The organism is Ruegeria sp. A5 (assembly GCF_056543005.1).
In genome coordinates this window covers 63,669-80,680 of sequence record NZ_JBQGAV010000001.1, presented here as the reverse complement: position 1 = coordinate 80,680, position 17,012 = coordinate 63,669, and the positions used below count along the sequence as shown (strand labels likewise).

Genomic DNA, 17,012 nt, shown 5'->3' with positions numbered 1-17,012 from the left:
TTTTCATAGGTTTACAGGATATCCGGTGTGACCCGTATCAATGTGGGAACCTCGGCCTGAAAGGCGGCGCGCACTGCGGCCTGCATCTCATCCAGCGTCTTCGGTGCAGCTGACAGCGCCCCGAACGCCTCGGCCAGTTTGCAGAAATCCGGGTTTCGCGCGATCACCGCATTAGGCGCGATCTGTCCGCGCACCATGCTCTCTTCAATCTCTTTGAGTTTACCATTGTCCCACAGAATGATGGGTAGCGGCAGGCCGAGTTCGACAGCAACCCCAAGCTCTTGCATTGTGTAGTGAAAACCATAGTCACCCGCGATGACCGCTGTGGGTTTGCCCCGCCGTGCTACTGCACCACCGATCCCGGCTGGCAGGGCGTAACCCAGCGTGCCAAATCCAGTCGGGTGGTGCCAATGATAAGGAAAGCCCATGTCCCAGACTTCTTTCGCGACATACGCGAATTGGGTCATGTCCGAATAAATCATCGTATCCAAGGGCATGGCCGCCCTGAGTGCATCGACCACAGGGACAATGCCCGGGCGCTCGGCATCTACCTCGGCCCGCCAGCGCGCGCGCGCCTCGCGCACCTCGTCCGCGGACCAACCAGCGGCTGGTTTTACCTGATCGGACACTGCCCACAGCGCATGCGCAAAACTCTCACCATCTGCCTGCAGTTTGACAGCCGCACGATGGTGGTCTGACAGCACTTGCGGGTCCAGATCAACACGCACCATAGTTGCGTTGTGGCCCAGATCATGGCGCCACAGATCAACCTCGCCCAGTTCAGCACCGACAACAACGACAAGATCAGCCGAGGCAATTACTTTGGCGCTGCCCGGTCGTGGCAGCATCGATCCGAAATCCAGCGGATAATCGGACCCGGCCAGCCCGCGACCGGCATACGTCGTGAAGCACGCCGCCCCCAACTGGGTCAGGATCTGTCGCCAAAGGTTAGACCGGCACCCGCCGCCTAATATGAACAAAGGCCGCTGCGCGATATTCAGCAGCGACAGAACCGGTGCCACATCCGGTGGAACAGTCTGGTTGCGCAAGGCAGTTTGGTTTGGAAAAGGTGCAGGCGCTGCCTCGGCCTCCAATTGCGCGATGGGTACCTGAATGTGTTTCGGTCGCGGGCGCGACAGCTCAAACTCTTCGAAGGCGCGCTCGATCAGACCATAGGCAGCCTTGGCATCGTTCGCCTGACAGGACCAGTCTGTAACTGTCTCGGCCGCAGCGCGTTGATCCTTCATCTGATGCAATTGGCCACGCAGTGCTTGTGTCTCTTCGAGGCAAGAAGACAACACCAGCATCGGCACCGAATCCGAATAAGCCTGCCCCATCGGCGTCATGATGTTGCACAGGCCCGGTCCGGTGATCACATAGGCCACCCCCGGCTTGCCAGACGCGCGGGCATATCCATCGGCCATGAAACCGGCCCCCTGCTCGTGCCGGGCCAGAACATGCGTGATCCCGGCCTCTTCGATACCGCGATACATTTCCTGATTATGCACGCCCGGTATGCCAAAGATCACGTCAACGCCACGATCCTTAAGCATGTGCGAGATTTGCGCCCCAAGGGGTCGTTTCATTAGCCTCTCCAGAATTGAACGGTAAAGATTGCGTAGACAGCCAGCAGTTCAAGGCGTCCGACCAGCATCCCGATCGTCAGCAGCCACTTGGCACCGTCATTCAGCCCCGCAAAGTTGCCTGCTGGCCCGATCTGTTCCCCCAGTCCCGGCCCCACATTAGCCAGTGCCGTCGCGGCCCCCGATACCGAGGTGATAAAGTCCAACCCAGTCAGGGCCAGCGCCCACGACAGAACCCCCATCGATAGTGCAAAGAACATGAAGAAACTCATGACCGAGGTCAGCACGTCGCGACTGATCGGTCGTCCATCATAGCGCGGCACGAACACACCATGCGGCGAACGAATTCGGCTGAGCTGGGTTTTAATCGACGCAAACAGCAATTGATAGCGGAACACCTTGATCGAACACGCGGTGGACCCCGCGCAACCGCCAATCAATCCGATCAGGAAGAACAACATGACCGGAAAACTGCCCCAGCCCATATAGTCGACACTCGCGTACCCGGTGCCCGAAATGATCGATGTGATGTTGAACAGCGACTCGCGGAACGCCTGCTCCCAATGGTGCGGAAAGACCGAAGTCAGGAAGATCGACATAATCACAACCAGAACCACGATGGTTGCCAGAAACGCCCGAATCTGGCTGTCTTTCCACAACGAGCTTGTGTGACCATTGGCCAATTGCACATACCGCACAAATGGCAGCGCCGCGAGGATCATGAAGATGGCAGCGGCATATTCCAGAGGTCCCGAAAACCGGGCGAAAGAACTGTCATAGTTTGAAAACCCGCCCGTCGCGATTGTGGTCATGGCATGTACGACGGCGTCAAAAAAGCTCATGCCGAAACCGGCATAGACCAATGCGCAGACCACCGTCAGAAATACGTAGATCAAGGAAATCTGCCCGGCGATCTCTTGCGCGCGGGGCAGAATTTTCCCCATGGTTTCAAACCCTTCCGAGCGGAAGATCTGCATCCCACCAACGCGCAGCTCGGGTAGGAACACCATCGCCACGACGATGATTCCGATGCCCCCCAACCATTGCAAAACGCCCCGCCAGAGCAACAAGCCCTGTGGCAATTCGTCGAGCCCCGAGATCACGGTTGAACCTGTGGTGGTCAGCCCCGACATCGCCTCGAAATAGGCATCGACGAAACGCAGTTCAGTTTCGCCGAACAGAAACGGAATTGCGCCAAAAACCGGCAACGCCACCCAGACACCCGAGGTCAGCAAAAAGGTCTGACGGATGGTCAGACCTTCGCCCACCCCGTTGGAACAACTCATCGCAAGAACACTGCCGGTCAGCAGTGTGATGACCGCGCTTTCAAAGAAAACATGCCACTCGCCCCGCCCCTCGATCATGTCGACAAGCATGGGCAGCAGCATGGTCGCCCCTAGAATGGCGACCAGCAGGCCAATCACATATCCGACCGGGCGAAGATCCATCATGACGGGCAGCGTTGGCGCGCCAGCTCGACGGTGTCAAGCAGATGATCCGTGTTAACTGTCGGATTTTATCTCAACGCCCGGCATCGCGGGTGGCTTCGACGGGGCGCGTGCACGACGCGGTGCCGGTTTGGCCTGCTCAGCCGACGCAGCTGCGGGTTTCTTCGTCGCAGGTTTTGCAGCGGCAGGTTTCGGAGCCGCTGTGGCCAGAGGCGCAGCTTTTGCCGGGGCGGGCTTGGCTGGGGCGGGCTTAGCCACCGCAGGTGCCTTGGTCGCAGCTTTTGCCGTGTTTGCCGATGCTTTTGGCGCTGTGGCTGCCGGTCGTGCCTTGGCCTGTGCGGAAGATTTGAACTCCGCAACCGGCTTGGCCGCCGTTGATACTGGCTTGGCCGCTTTCGAGGCGGGTTTTGCAGGTACTTTGGCCTTCGCCGGTGCTGCTTTCACAGCCGGTTTGGCTACCGGGGCCGCCTTGGGTGCAGGGGCCGCAACCTTAGGAGCCGCCGCTTTCGGCGCAGGTGCCACCGCAGGCTTAGCCGCCGCCTTCGGCTTTGGTGCTGCTTTGGGTTTCGGCGCCTCTTTAGGCTTTACTGCAACCTTGGCTTTTGCAGCCGGTCTGGCTGGCTTTCGCGTTGCTGGTGTCGCCACTTCGCGGGCAACCGGTGCGGGTGCCTCGGCTGTCTTCAGTCCGTGCAGAGGTGTCATCGGCAGATCAAAAGCCGCGCGGGTCATGATCTGCATGATCTCCATCTGACTGGCCATTGCGTAACCGGCCATCCGGATGGCGGCTGCCTGAAACTCAAGTGGTTGAGTAATCGGATTCATTGCATGTCTCTCCTGATAAAACCGAGGCAGCGGGTAGATGAGTAAAGGACCCCGCCCGCCCCAATCGTCCGGGCGGATTTGCAGGTTGGCGGTCCAAGGCGTTGCACGTCCCGGTTTCCTTTCGGGCTGCGCGACCCGGTTTTTACGGATGCGCAGCAGCTGCACTCGGGGACAATCTAGCGCAATTCAGGGTGCAGATGCAGCATTTCCTGCTGCATTGCGGCAAAAAAGCGCCCATGCAGGATTTTTGACTGTTTTTCCAGCAGCTTCCGCGGGGTCAATCAGCCCACATGAAACAGCGTCGTGAACAAACGCGGGTCCAGGCTCGCGGATTCGAAGGTTGGACCTTCGGTCAGAATCGAGACCGCATCATGGCTGTGCAGGCTTTCCTGATGGCTGGCGATCACACGGAAATCGCCGACATGATGATCGGCCTGCAGCTCGGCGCAGAACAGACGCGCGGCATCTTCCACGAATATGGGATTGGCAGCGTTCAGTTCGGCAAAGGCCTGTTCATCTTCGCGCTTGACCATCACCTGAGTTTCGGTTGGCACCGCGCGGCGGCACAGCGCGATCAGATCTTCGAACCACAGACAATTGGCGTTGCAATCGATAACCACCGAAATCCGCGCCACCGAGCGCTGGGAATGCGGCGTCGCCAGCTGCCCGCGGGTTGCGCGCGCGTGTTCGCTCAGTTCCAATGAACAGGGGCATGTGGACGAATAGACATAGTCCAGATGCATAATCTTCAGACGTTCTCCGCCTTGATCAACCAGTTCCAGCGCGATGTCGTAATACTGGTATCCGGACAAGCCCGAACGCAGGCTCTCAATCCGATCGGGATAGGAAAACCGCATCTGTATGCGCGCATCCAAACTATCCAGATCAGTCAGATAGTCGTTCAGCGCTGCCTCCATCACCTCAAAACTAAAGGTGCGCTCGGCGTGCTTGTAGAAGGACCGCATGATCCGAGACATGTTGATGCCCTTCTTCTCGGCCTCAAGGCTGACAGACCCGGTGACCGAGGTCTCAAGTGTCAGCTCGGCACCACTTTTGCGATGGAACCGGATCGGCAGGCGGAAATTCGAGATGCCGACATGCTGGATCTGCTGCTTCGAACCCCGGATCAGGCTGGACGGACCGTTTTGCAGATCCGGCAATGTGGCCTTATAGGCTGCATCCGCCTCGAACTCGTGGGGATATTCGCGCGACAGGGCCGGATAGTTTGACGGCAACAGCCCCGGGACAAGCTGCGCAATTGCCGGGTCAAGTTGACTGATCTCGGCCGCCGAGGCTGATTTCGCCCATTCGCGCAGCACCTTGAGCGCTGCTGCGGCCTGATCGTGATCGGGTGTCTCGTTGATGTCGCGCGGATGAATGTTCATTGGCACGGATCCCTTGCTAGGCCGACGGTTATATACCACCGAGGTTTAATTACCAGTCCTGAACGATACGCGCGGAATAGCAGTCCGGATCGAAATTCGAGGCAAGAAATCGTCATTTTACAACCAAATGCGCCGGATCAGGCGGATCACATCCGCCTGATGATGCATTCCCGGCGCATCACTAGCCCTGAGATACGTCTAGCGCGCGCTGGATATCCGCAAGCAAATCACCGGCATCCTCAAGCCCAACCGAAAGTCGGATCAGGCCCGGCGTGATACCCAACTCATCGCGTTGTTCGTCGCTCAGACGCTGGTGCGTTGTGGTGGCCGGGTGCGTTGCGATCGACTTGGCATCGCCTAAATTATTCGAGATCACAGGGATCGTCAGCGCATTCAGGAAAGCAAACGCCGCCGCTTTGCCGCCCTTGATGTCCAGCGATAGAACCGTGCCGCCCTTGCCGCCCAGCTGCTCTTGCACCAACGCGTTTTGCGCATGGGTTCTCAGCCCGGGATACAGTGTCCGCTCCAGTGCAGAATGCCCTTCTAAAGCTTCTGCAATCTTCTGCGCGCTGTCGGCTTGGGCGTTTACGCGCAGGGCCATGGTTTCAAGACCTTTGACCATGATCCAAGCGCTGAACGGGCTAAGCGCACCGCCGGTGTGCTTCATGTAAGGCTCGACCGTGCCACGGATGAATTCCTTGGTGCCGATGATCACGCCGCCCAGCGCCCGGCCCTGCCCGTCGATATGCTTGGTCGCCGAATAGACCACCACGTCGGCTCCCTGTTCGATCGCGCGCGAGAACACGGGTGTCGAGAACACGTTGTCCACGATTACAACCGCACCCACCGCATGGGCCAGCTTAGACACGGACGTGATGTCGATCACTTCAAGCGTCGGGTTCGACATGGATTCAAAAAACACTGCCCTGGTGTCAGGCCGGATCGCGGCCTCCCACGCGTCCAGATCGGTGCCGTCTACAAAGGTCACCTCAACGCCATAACGCGTCAGGATGTTTTCGAGGATATACAGACAGGACCCAAAAAGCGCCTTGGCTGAAACCACATGGTCGCCCGCCTGCAGCATCGAAGTCAGCGCACCGTTCACAGCGGCCATACCTGAAGCGGTGGCAAACGCATCCTCGCCGCCTTCCAAAGCTGCGATACGCTGCTCGAACATCGACACGGTGGGGTTGCCGTAGCGGGCATAGATGAACTCATCCGGGCCGCTTTCGATAAACCGGGCCTCGGCCTGCTCGGCGTTTTCGTAGACAAACCCTTGCGTCAGAAAGATCGACTCAGAAACTTCATTGTACTGACTGCGACGGACGCCGCCATGGACGGCTTGGGTGCGTTTGTTCCAGCTCTCGCTCATCTCATTCCTTTCAGCCCCGCATTGGAGGCAAACAAAAAACCCCAGACGCGGCCAAGCGAAAGGGGTCTTTCATCCTGACCTTTTAGCGGTGTTGTTTAACGTGGCCCGCAATCCGGTAACAAATCGCCACATGAATGAAGATGCGTTTACGCCCCGCCCCGGAACACGTCAAGCCCGACTGATCACCGGTCACGCTTTCGTAACACGGCCGGGCGCGCTCTTGCCGTTTGTGCAGAAAGCTTCATGATCGCCCAAACTCAAGGAGGCCCCATGATTGATCTCTATTTCTGGCCCACGCCCAACGGCTGGAAAGTGTCCATCGCTCTGGAAGAGATGGAGCTGCCCTACAAAACCCACTTAATCAACATCGGCAAGGGCGACCAGTTCGATCCCGAATTTCTAAAGATCTCGCCTAACAACCGTATGCCCGCCATCGTTGACCCGGATGGCCCTGACAGCGCGCCTGTTTCGGTGTTCGAAAGCGGCGCGATCCTGATGTACCTCGCCCGCAAGACCGGGCGATTCTACGGCAATACCGAACGTGACAGGATCGCAGTCGAGGAATGGCTGATGTGGCAAATGGGCGGCGTAGGCCCGATGGCCGGCCAAGCGCATCACTTCCTTAAATACGCTCCACATCTAGACCCGCCACAAGACCATTCCTATCCGAAAGACCGCTATCGCAGTGAGGTCGGGCGTCTCTACGGCGTACTCGACCGCAGGCTGGCCGAAAACGAATACGTCGCCGGCGATTTCTACTCCATCGCCGACATGTCGATCTGGGGCTGGGCCAGCCTATGGGAAGGCCAGCAACAGGTGCTTGAGGACAAACCGCATTTCACCCGCTGGCTGGACATGATGAGCGCCCGACCCAGCGTGCAGGCAGGTCGCGCACTACATGCGGAGTTGCGTGGCGATAACCGGGACAAGCAGGCGCAAAGCAATTTGTTCAAGCAGTAGGACTTCGCTGCTATACTGTCATCTTGAACAGAAATAGGATATTATTCAGCCCCATCCGATGCGCCCAACGCAGGGGCACCGAGACAGATAAGGATGCAATTGATCGGACCTGCAAGGGAACGAGTAACTTCATGCGAGTTTTAGCCCTTTCGTTTATCATATGCGCGGGTATTGCAAGTGCCGCACCGGATTGCGAGGAACCCGAGCAGGCGCAACCTCACGAACTTGTCGCCCTTGAACCGCCCGTTGAACTAGACGTGATCATAGAAGAAGAAGTCGATGGGCCTCCTGAACGAGAGTTGACGGTTTCCGCCAGACCACGACTGCGCCCCTGCAAATTTCGTCAGATTGAAATCGGGCGAGATCGTATGCGTCAACGCGGTGCGGTATGTGGCGACTGGACCATACTCGGCGAGAATCGAAAGCCTTTTACAGGTAAGTTTCGGGGGTGCGGCATAGCCGATCCAGTGCTTATCCGCATGGTGTCTAACATCTTTCTCAGCCAATTGGCATTGATGGATTGCAAGACGGCCATTACGCTGAAGACATGGTTGGAGAATACGGCCAAACCGGCCTTTGCGGACCAAGGAGGCGGCCTGAAAGGAATACGTTTGGCTGGTCATTATGCGTGCAAGACACAGAACAATCAACCGGGCGCACGGATTTCTGAACATGCACGAGGGCGCGCGATTGATATTTCGTCCTTCATATTGATGGATGGCACCGTGATTACCGTGCTTGACGGCTGGGGCGACGAAGGGTCAAGCGACGTTATGCGCGAACTTCACGCAGGTGCATGCGGATTGTTCGGAACGGTGCTTGGCCCCGACGCGGACCACAATCATAAAGGGCATTTTCATTTAGATACTGCTCGCCGCGGTAAGGGCCCTGTTTGCCGCTAGCCTGTTTCTCCTGCCCCTGCATCAAAGCATGTTGCTTGCCCTAGATATGCGCGATCATATGGGTCACCAAACTCACCAGCTGCATCCGGCTCGTGATCCTTAGTAGGCGTCCCGAGTTCAAGGTACGGCGGAAGCATTCGCAGATCTCGCTCCAGACCAACACATTTACGATGTCCATCTCATCCTCCAGCTTGACAAATTCACAACTTGGTCGTCCCAGGCCTTTGCCACGGGATCACAGCCCGGCCACTGCCATCAGCGCCCCCTATGACGGATTGTTCAGCCGGATAATGGGCAGGCAAGCAGGTGGGCATCGACAGTCCCGGTTTGAATCCGCAGGGAAAATAGAGGCAACAAGCATGAGAACATATAGGGAACAACCTACAGGAATGTCCAGACGTGGCATCATGAGATGCAGATGATGCTGGAAAGACCAAGCGCCCTTCACTAATGAAGACTCCGACACATGCAAAAGGAAGACGCACGCAATGGCAAAGATCACCTATGTCGAGCATGGCGGTACCGAACATACAGTCGAGGTCGCCAACGGACTGACAGTCATGGAAGGGGCCCGTGACAACAACATTCCCGGCATCGAGGCCGATTGCGGCGGTGCCTGCGCCTGCTCGACCTGCCACGTCTATATTCATCCTGACTGGGTCGAGAGAATCCCCGCCAAGGACGACATGGAAGAAGACATGCTGGACTTCGCCTATGAACCCGACCCGACCCGCTCGCGCCTGACCTGTCAGATCAAGGTCACCGACGCGCTGGATGGTCTGGTTGTGCAGATGCCCGAAAAGCAGATCTGATGCACCCTGATGCGCCGCGCCAGCCCAACCGCCTTTGGCACCGTCGGGCGCGCGGCGCTGTTCTGATGGTTTGCATTTGGCTAACGGGGAATATGCCCGCAGCCAGCGGCGAAACCAAAGTATCTGCTCGCTTCACGGAACCAACAACACGCTACGCCCATGGGGTGCTTGGCGACGCCATCGAATACGGTGCTTTGGAAATCGGCGTCGGTACAAGTCTTTCCTCGGCGGTGCGGCGAAAAGTCGATAGCTCCAAACGCTCGACCGTTACAATACGTCTGCCTGAAGACCGCGTATTCGAAGATCTTGCCCCACGCCTGGCCGATATCGATCAGGACGGGTTGCCCGAAGTCATCGTTGTAGAGACCCAGCAGCATACGGGTGCTCAACTGGCGATCTATGACGTCAATGGTCAAAAAATCGCCGCCACCCCCCATATCGGCACGCGCAACCGCTGGCTCGCCCCCATCGGTGCCGCCGATCTGGACGGTGATGGACATGTGGAGATCGCCTATGTCGACCGCCCACACCTTGCCAAAACTCTGCGCATCTGGCGTTACAAAGACGGTGAACTCATTGAAATCGCCACAATCCCTGGCCTTACCAATCACAGGATCGGAGAAGATTTCATTTCAGGCGGCCTGCGCCAATGTGAAACGCACCCAGAGCTGATCCTCGCCAGCGCCGACTGGTCGCGGATCATAGGCGTCTCGTACAGCAAGGGCTGGCGACAAAAAGACCACGGACCACTCAACAGTCTCACAGATCTGTCCAACGCACTAAAGTGCTGATCCGCCCTTCATCTGGCCATAAATCTCTTGGGGAGCGCGAGGGGCTGGCCCCTCGCTCACAAATATTCAAGACGGGCGCAGCCCGACTACTGAGTTAAAGCGCGCGCCAGCCGATGTCGCGACGGAAGAACCCTTCAGGCCAATCAACACCTTCAACCATGTCATACGCCCGGTCGCGTGCGTCTTTCAGCGTTTCCCCACGCGCAGTCACATTCAGAACGCGGCCACCCGCGGCCTGAACCTTGCCTTCAGCCGCTTTTGTCCCCGCGTGGAATACCATGTTGCTACTATCCTCGGCCAGATCGCCCAGGCCGTTGATCACAGTGCCTTTTTCATAAGAACCAGGATACCCCTTTGCCGCCATCACGACCGTGATGGCGTGATCGTCGGCCCAGTTCACCCGCGTCTCAGCCAAGCGACCCTCGGCCGCCGCGTGCATCAGGTCCATGGCCTGAGCGCCAAGGCGCATCATCAGTACCTGACATTCGGGATCTCCGAACCGCACGTTGTACTCCACCAACCTGGGCTGACCATCCTTGATCATCAAACCGGCGTAGAGCACACCCTGAAACGGTGTCCCGCGCCGCTTCATCTCGGCCACCGTCGGGCGCACGATCTGATCCATCGCAAGGGCCTCGATCTCGGCGCTCAGCACCGGGGCCGGAGAATAGGCGCCCATCCCCCCAGTGTTCAGCCCGGTATCGCCCTCGCCGACGCGCTTGTGATCCTGCGCTGTGCCGATCGACAGGATATCCTCTCCGTCACAGAGCACGAACAGAGACGCCTCCTCGCCCTCCATGAAATCCTCGATCACCACTTCGGCCCCCGCGCCACCAAAGGCTCCGCCGAACATGTCGTCAATCGCGTCCAGGGCGGTTTGCTCGTCCATCGCAACGATCACGCCCTTGCCGGCAGCCAGCCCATCGGCCTTGACCACAATCGGGGCCCCCTGCGCACGGATGTATTCCTTGGCGGGCTCAGCCTCGGTGAACCGGGCATAAGTCGCCGTCGGCGCGCCGGATGCGTCACAGATTTCCTTGGTGAAGCTTTTTGAGGCCTCCAGCCGCGCCGCTTCTGCCGAGGGCCCGAAAACCAGCACACCCGCTTCGCGCAGCCGGTCAGCAACCCCTGCAGCCAAAGGCGCTTCGGGGCCAACGATCACGAAATCAATCGCGTTTTCCTCGGCAAAGTTGACCACAGCACCGCCATCCTCGATATCCAACGCCGCGCACTCTGCGATCTGGGCGATCCCGGCATTCCCCGGCGCCACAATCAGGCGATCACATTTGGGGTTTTGCATCACCGCCCAAGCCAGACTGTGCTCGCGTCCACCGCTGCCGAGAATGAGGATATTCATGAAACGCTCCGATCTGCTTGGCCTTGCCTGCGCGGCGTTCTAAGCTGCGCAGAGATTTGACACAAGGCGCTGAAATGTCCGACCTGCTAGATGACCCGATTCCGGGTCAGAACACCCCCGAATACACTGTCTCGGACATCTCGGGCGAGGTGAAGCGCACGCTCGAGGGCACCTTTGGCCGAATCCGTGTGCGTGGAGAAGTGGGCCGCGTGTTCAAGGCCCGCTCGGGTCATCTGTATTACGACATAAAGGACGACCGGAACGTGCTGGCCTGCACAACTTGGAAAGGGCAGATTTCTGGTCTTTCAGTTGTTCCCGAAGAAGGCCTCGAGGTTGTCGTCACCGGGCGCCTGACAGCTTTTGGAGCCCAGTCGAAATACAACCTGAACGTCGATGAAGTCGCCGTCGCCGGGCAAGGCGCGCTAATGGCATTGCTGGAAAAGCGCAAAAAGCAGCTCGAATCCGAAGGTTTGTTTGCGGCTGAACGCAAGAAACCCCTGCCCTACTTGCCGCAGATCATCGGCGTTGTCACTTCGCCCTCCGGTGCGGTGATCCGAGACATCTTGCATCGGCTGCGCGATCGGTTCCCGCGCAAAGTACTGATCTGGCCCGTCGCGGTTCAGGGGGCAAACTGTGCCCCCGAAGTGACCCGCGCCATCGAAGGCTTCAATCAACTCACACCGGGCGGGGCCCTCCCGCGACCCGACCTGATCATCGTCGCGCGCGGCGGTGGGTCCATAGAAGACCTCTGGGGCTTCAACGAAGAAAGCGTCGCGCGCGCGACTGCAGCCTCAGAAATCCCGCTGATCTCGGCCGTCGGGCACGAAACGGACACCACCCTGGTCGACTATGTCTCGGACCGCCGCGCGCCTACGCCAACCGCCGCTGCCGAACTTGCCGTACCGGTCCGCATGGAGCTGCTGGCTTGGACCAACGAACAAGGGGCCCGCCTGTCGCGCGGCTCCACGGATGCCGTACAACGCCGCAGCCAGCGTCTGCGCGACCTGTCCCGCGCCCTGCCGCGCCCAGACACACTGCTGGAAAGCCCGCGCCAAAGGTTAGACCAGATATCCGAGCGCTTGCCTAACGCGCTGATCCGGGGTGTTCAGAACCGCCGCGTCAAACTGCTGGACAGTGCGGCGCGTCTGCGCCCCTCGACCCTGCGCAGCTTTGTCGAAACCCGCCGCGATCGCTGGCGCAACCTGTCCTCGCGCCTGTCAATGCGCCCGATCCAGCGCGAACTGGAAACACGCCGCGACGCTCTGAATCGCCTGTCCGAGCGTTTGAATGCCGCACAATCCACACGGCTGGACCGCCTCCGCCAGCAGATGGAGGCCACCGATCGCCTGCGCGAAACGTTGAGCTACAAGGCGACGCTCGGACGTGGCTACGCCGTCGTGCGCGCCGAAGGAGAGGTCATCACAACCAAAGCTCAAGCCTCCGGTCACGCTGTTCTTGAGATCGAATTCGCTGACGGTCGCCTCAGTACCGGGGCTGCGGGCAAGGCGCCACCCAAGAAATCCAAACAGGCACCTCCTGATCAGGGATCGTTGTTCTGACCGATGTTGACGATCTGGGGCCGTAAAACATCCTCGAACGTTCAGGCCCTAATGTGGTGCGTGGGTGAGCTTGGCCTAGAATACCAGCGTCACGATCTTGGCCATCGCTTCGGCGGGCTGGACACCGCAGCGTTTCGGACACTGAACCCAAACAAAACCATCCCCGTCCTGCAAGATGGCGACAACCCACCGCTTTGGGAAACCGGCGCCATCCTGCGATATCTGGCCACCCAATATGGCGAACAGGCATTCTGGCCTTCAGATCCTACCCGGCGCGCCACGATCGACAAATGGGCCGAATGGGCGAAACTCAACGTGGCGATGGCGTTTACCGTTCCGGTGTTCTGGAAAATTGTGCGAGCACCCGTTGAACAGCAGGACCAAACAGCGATCCATCGGGCCGTCAGCGATTTGGAAATCAAACTGGCAATCGCAGACAAGGAGCTGGACCAAAACACGTTCCTTGCGGGTGAGCATTTTACACTGGCGGATATACAGTTCGGCCACGTCCTTTACCGCTACTACGATATCGACATCGTCCGCGCTCCGTTACCGCATTTGCGTCGATACTATGAACGGCTAACCGAAAGGCCCGCGTTTCAACATCACGTCATGCTGGACTATGAAGACCTGCGACCATTTCAGACCCCGACATCCGGTCCGTAGCACAACATCTCTTCGCCAATATCCTCGGCCTCGTACAACTCGGTCGCGGTCGGGTCACCCTCAAATTGCGCGATCAAACCGCCCCCGGATTGCCAGAACACCCAGCATTGCGGCGCCAGTTGATCCTCATAGATGAAACAGATCTGATCTTCCTGCTCGTACCAAACTCCGTTCATGCAATTGCCATCCAGAAATGACCAGATGACTCGGCGGTCTGGCAGATACCGTTCGACTCCGTAGGCCTGCCCATCGAACCCGTAATACAAGGTTTTTCCACGCGTATACGCATCAAACTCAGGCCCTGTCAGAGGCGACTGTGCCGCAACGGGCTGTGAGGCAAGGGTCAGCAGAATCAAGCAAATTCGGATCATGACCACACTGTGTCAGAAGCAGCCCACAAGTGCCATTCAACCTTTCCACATCGCGGCGATCGGCAAGATAACTCCACGTCACGCCTTGATGCACCGCCGAGATCATGGCGATGATTGACTCAAAAACATCGGGGACGCACCATGACGACACTTCTTTTCTGGATTGCGGCGGCCTGCGCGCTGGCCTACCTGCCACTTACCGCGCGCCCGGCCAGCACCCTGCGTAGCATGCTGAAAACAGCATCGGTCGTGCTGCTGGCAGGCGTCGCCATACTGGCAAGCGCGCCATGGCTCCTGATCCTCGCCCTCACCTTCTGCGCGATAGGCGATGCCCTTCTGTCGCGCGAAACCGACAGCACATTCATGGCAGGCATCGGTGCATTTGCTGCGGGGCATTTGGCCTATATCGCCTTGTTTTTGATGAGCCCCAGCAGCAACCCTGAACTGATCTTCGACCACCCCGCGATCTTCTGGTCCCTGATCATCCTGGGCATCGTTATGGCCACGCTGCTCACCCCCCGCGCCGGAGACCTCAAAATCCCCGTCCTCGCTTATATTCCAATCATCCTGGGCATGGGCATCACCGTTCTTGCCCTTCCCGAAACTGGAGCCTTACGCTGGGCCCTTCCCGCCGCAATGGCCTTCATCGCCTCGGACCTGGCGCTTGCGACTGAAAAGTTCCTGCTACCTGACAATCACCCGGCCCTGAAGCTTACGCCCTATCTGGTCTGGCCGCTTTACTGGGCGGCCCAAGCCGGGTTTCTGATCGCCTTCACCTGACCCTTTGCAACTGCCTTCAATCCACATTAGGTGAGGGGAACACCTGCGGAGATCAAAAATGGCGTTTTTCTCAAAGCTCAAGGCCAAGCTGTTCAAATCCTCATCGCGCCTCGAAGAGGGGCTGGATGCAATTGTCGAGGATGGCGGCGAGGAAACCCCAAATCCTGATCCGGTGATCCCCGAACCAGAGCCCGAACCGCAACCGGTTCCCGAAGTGCCAGAACCCACGCCCGCGCCCCAACCGGTCGAGCCTCCCGCTCCGATCCCGGCTGATCCCACACCGGCGCCTCCACCCCCAGAGGTTCCGGAATCCAAGGGTTTGATGGGTCGTCTGTTCGGCCGAAATGAATCCAAGACCGTTGTCCGCCGCACGCTGGATGACGACATGCTGGAGCAACTCGAAGAGCTTCTGATCGCCTCGGATATGGGCGTCGACACCGCCTTGCGCGTTACGTCCAACATGGCCGAGGGGCGCTTTGGCCGCAAACTCTCGACCCAGGAAATCAAACAGCTGCTGGCGCAGGAGGTTGCCCGCGTGATGGAACCCGTGGCCAAACCAATGCCGATCTACCCCAAGCGCCCGCAAGTGGTGCTGGTTGTTGGCGTCAACGGTTCGGGCAAAACTACGACAATCGGTAAGCTTGCCAGCCAGTTCAAAGCCGCTGGCAAGAAAGTCGTCATCGCCGCCGGAGACACATTCCGCGCCGCCGCCGTCGAACAGCTGCAGGTCTGGGGTGACCGCGCAGGCGTGCCCGTATTGACGGCACCCGAAGGGTCCGACCCTGCTTCGCTGGCCTTTGATGCGCTGACCAAAGCGCAAAACGAAGGTGCCGACCTGCTGATGATCGACACAGCAGGCCGCCTGCAAAACCGCGCCGACCTGATGGAAGAGCTGGCCAAAATCGTCCGCGTCATCCGCAAGGTTGACGACACCGCACCGCACAACACTCTGCTGGTGCTGGACGCCACCACCGGGCAAAACGCCCTCAGTCAGGTCGAAACCTTCCGCAAACTGGCCGATGTCTCGGGCCTCGTGATGACCAAACTGGACGGCACAGCCAAAGGCGGCGTGCTGGTCGCCCTCGCCGACAAGTTCGGCCTTCCGATCCACGCCATTGGTGTCGGTGAGCAAATCGACGACCTCGCCCCGTTTGATCCCGAAGAATTCGCCGCCGCCCTGACGGGCTTACAATCCTGATCCGCCCCTTCATCTGGCCGAAAATACCTTCGGGGGGCGTGGGGGGCAGACAGCCCCCCACTCTCTCCGCCCAAGCGAAAGCCCCGATTTGAGCGACTGGCTGATCTCCCTCGAAGGCACCGAAGCAGGCCACCAACTCGCCCTCGCGCTCGCGCTGATGGCGGCCTTCCTGCATGCGGTTTTCGGTGCACTGCAAAAAGGCCGCCACGACCCGTGGATGTCGCGCGGGGCGATCGATGCCTGCTACTGCCTTATGGCGATGCCATTCGCCTTCTTCATCGTGCCATGGCCCGAACCATACATGTGGCCGATCTTTGGCGTCGTTTGGCTGATCCATATCGGCTATAAGGTGCTGCAGGCGATGGCCTACACCAAAGGCTCCTATACCGTTGTCTATCCGGTCGTGCGCGGTACTGGCCCGCTCTTCACTGTGATCGGAGCCTATCTTTTGTTCGGTGAAACCTTCTCGGCCATCCAATGGCTTGGAGTGGCGACGCTTCTTGCGGGTATCTTCGGCCTTGCCGCCTATAACCTGCGCTACCTTGAGACCAATCGAGATACGCTGCGAATCGCGCTGGTGCTGGCGGTCGTCACGGGTCTCTTCGTGGCGCTCTATACGACCTATGATGCCTACGGTATCCGCGCTACGGCCGACCCGTTCACCTTCCTTGCGTGGTTCTTCATGATCGACGGGGCCGCGATGCCGATCTATGCTGCGCTCAGATACCGCGCAATGATCCACCGCCCTGCGCTCGGACCTCTGATGTTTCGCGGGTTCGCGGGCGGCATCATCGCGCCGATGTCCTTCGGTGCCATCATGCTCGCCACGCGACTGGACAAGGTCGGAGAGGCGGCGGTCCTGCGCGAAACCTCCACCGTTTTCGCAGCACTCATCGGCTGGCTGGTGCTGAAAGAAACTGTCGGCCCCAGACGCATTGCGTTGATGGCATTGATTGCACTCGGCGCAGTAATAGTTGAAATGGGCGGGTAAGCAGCAGGTCGGAAT

The 17,012-nt window shown here is 59.0% G+C and carries 17 protein-coding genes and 1 riboswitch; of the genes, 9 read left to right on the top strand and 8 right to left on the bottom strand.

All coding sequences use genetic code 11. The features are described 5' to 3' along the window. Positions 1–11 precede the first annotated feature (11 nt). From ACR0AY_RS00460 to metZ, 5 genes are all read right to left on the bottom strand, one after another. Entirely contained in the window at positions 12–1,586 is a 1,575-nt protein-coding gene (locus ACR0AY_RS00460; protein WP_170510601.1) for a thiamine pyrophosphate-binding protein, read from the bottom strand. Continuing rightward, on the bottom strand, positions 1,586–3,034 hold the full coding sequence (locus ACR0AY_RS00455; protein WP_170393516.1) for a TrkH family potassium uptake protein: 1,449 nt from the start codon (positions 3,032–3,034) through the stop codon (positions 1,586–1,588). Before ACR0AY_RS00455 ends, ACR0AY_RS00460 begins: the two co-directional genes overlap by 1 nt. Positions 3,035–3,085: 51 nt before the next feature. Continuing rightward, positions 3,086–3,853, bottom strand: coding sequence for a hypothetical protein (locus ACR0AY_RS00450; protein WP_170510603.1), 768 nt, complete (start codon positions 3,851–3,853; stop codon positions 3,086–3,088). Between the two features lie 281 nt (positions 3,854–4,134). Further along, positions 4,135–5,238 carry a GTP cyclohydrolase FolE2 gene (gene folE2, locus ACR0AY_RS00445; RefSeq protein WP_170510606.1) on the bottom strand — a complete coding sequence of 368 codons (1,104 nt, stop codon included), beginning with the start codon at positions 5,236–5,238 and terminating at the stop codon, positions 4,135–4,137. Positions 5,239–5,419: 181 nt separating this feature from the next. Continuing rightward, entirely contained in the window at positions 5,420–6,610 is a 1,191-nt protein-coding gene (metZ, locus tag ACR0AY_RS00440; protein ID WP_480453581.1) for an O-succinylhomoserine sulfhydrylase, read from the bottom strand. 62 nt (positions 6,611–6,672) lie between these two features. Then, positions 6,673–6,750: riboswitch (SAM riboswitch) on the bottom strand. A 130-nt stretch (positions 6,751–6,880) separates the two neighbouring features. Here metZ and ACR0AY_RS00435 point away from each other — a divergent pair. Both ACR0AY_RS00435 and ACR0AY_RS00430 read left to right on the top strand, forming a co-directional pair. Continuing rightward, positions 6,881–7,570 carry a glutathione S-transferase N-terminal domain-containing protein gene (locus ACR0AY_RS00435; RefSeq protein ID WP_170510612.1) on the top strand — a complete coding sequence of 230 codons (690 nt, stop codon included), beginning with the start codon at positions 6,881–6,883 and terminating at the stop codon, positions 7,568–7,570. Positions 7,571–7,701: 131 nt separating this feature from the next. Continuing rightward, the gene (locus ACR0AY_RS00430; protein WP_170510615.1) at positions 7,702–8,472 is read left to right on the top strand and encodes an extensin family protein; all 771 of its coding nucleotides are present in this window, start codon (positions 7,702–7,704) and stop codon (positions 8,470–8,472) included. A gap of 40 nt (positions 8,473–8,512) precedes the next feature. On the opposite strand, the gene ACR0AY_RS00425 is transcribed toward ACR0AY_RS00430, so the two are convergent. Further along, complete coding sequence (locus tag ACR0AY_RS00425) at positions 8,513–8,650, bottom strand: error-prone DNA polymerase family protein (protein ID WP_170510618.1); 138 nt, start codon at positions 8,648–8,650, stop codon at positions 8,513–8,515. Between the two features lie 310 nt (positions 8,651–8,960). Between ACR0AY_RS00425 and ACR0AY_RS00420 the strand changes: the two genes are divergently transcribed. Beyond that, complete coding sequence (locus tag ACR0AY_RS00420; protein WP_170510621.1) at positions 8,961–9,284, top strand: 2Fe-2S iron-sulfur cluster-binding protein; 324 nt, start codon at positions 8,961–8,963, stop codon at positions 9,282–9,284. Continuing rightward, positions 9,284–10,075, top strand: a complete 792-nt coding sequence (locus ACR0AY_RS00415; RefSeq protein WP_170510624.1) for an FG-GAP repeat domain-containing protein — start codon at positions 9,284–9,286, stop codon at positions 10,073–10,075. Before ACR0AY_RS00420 ends, ACR0AY_RS00415 begins: the two co-directional genes overlap by 1 nt. A gap of 94 nt (positions 10,076–10,169) precedes the next feature. On the opposite strand, the gene purD is transcribed toward ACR0AY_RS00415, so the two are convergent. After that, positions 10,170–11,432 carry a phosphoribosylamine--glycine ligase gene (purD, locus tag ACR0AY_RS00410; RefSeq protein WP_170510627.1) on the bottom strand — a complete coding sequence of 421 codons (1,263 nt, stop codon included), beginning with the start codon at positions 11,430–11,432 and terminating at the stop codon, positions 10,170–10,172. A gap of 74 nt (positions 11,433–11,506) precedes the next feature. Between purD and xseA the strand changes: the two genes are divergently transcribed. Together xseA and ACR0AY_RS00400 are read left to right on the top strand one after the other, a co-directional pair. Next, positions 11,507–12,991, top strand: a complete 1,485-nt coding sequence (xseA, locus tag ACR0AY_RS00405; protein ID WP_170510629.1) for an exodeoxyribonuclease VII large subunit — start codon at positions 11,507–11,509, stop codon at positions 12,989–12,991. 3 nt (positions 12,992–12,994) lie between these two features. Continuing rightward, on the top strand, positions 12,995–13,657 hold the full coding sequence (locus tag ACR0AY_RS00400) for a glutathione S-transferase family protein (protein ID WP_170510632.1): 663 nt from the start codon (positions 12,995–12,997) through the stop codon (positions 13,655–13,657). On the opposite strand, the gene ACR0AY_RS00395 is transcribed toward ACR0AY_RS00400, so the two are convergent. Beyond that, entirely contained in the window at positions 13,633–14,028 is a 396-nt protein-coding gene (locus ACR0AY_RS00395) for a hypothetical protein (RefSeq protein WP_170510635.1), read from the bottom strand. The genes ACR0AY_RS00400 and ACR0AY_RS00395 overlap by 25 nt on opposite strands. A gap of 141 nt (positions 14,029–14,169) precedes the next feature. On the opposite strand from ACR0AY_RS00395, the gene ACR0AY_RS00390 reads away from it, so the two are divergent. From ACR0AY_RS00390 to ACR0AY_RS00380, 3 genes are all read left to right on the top strand, one after another. After that, positions 14,170–14,808, top strand: coding sequence for a lysoplasmalogenase (locus tag ACR0AY_RS00390; protein ID WP_170510638.1), 639 nt, complete (start codon positions 14,170–14,172; stop codon positions 14,806–14,808). A 58-nt stretch (positions 14,809–14,866) separates the two neighbouring features. Further along, entirely contained in the window at positions 14,867–16,006 is a 1,140-nt protein-coding gene (ftsY, locus tag ACR0AY_RS00385) for a signal recognition particle-docking protein FtsY (protein WP_170510641.1), read from the top strand. A gap of 88 nt (positions 16,007–16,094) precedes the next feature. Beyond that, on the top strand, positions 16,095–16,997 hold the full coding sequence (locus tag ACR0AY_RS00380; protein ID WP_170510644.1) for a DMT family transporter: 903 nt from the start codon (positions 16,095–16,097) through the stop codon (positions 16,995–16,997). The last annotated feature ends 15 nt before the right edge of the window (positions 16,998–17,012 follow it).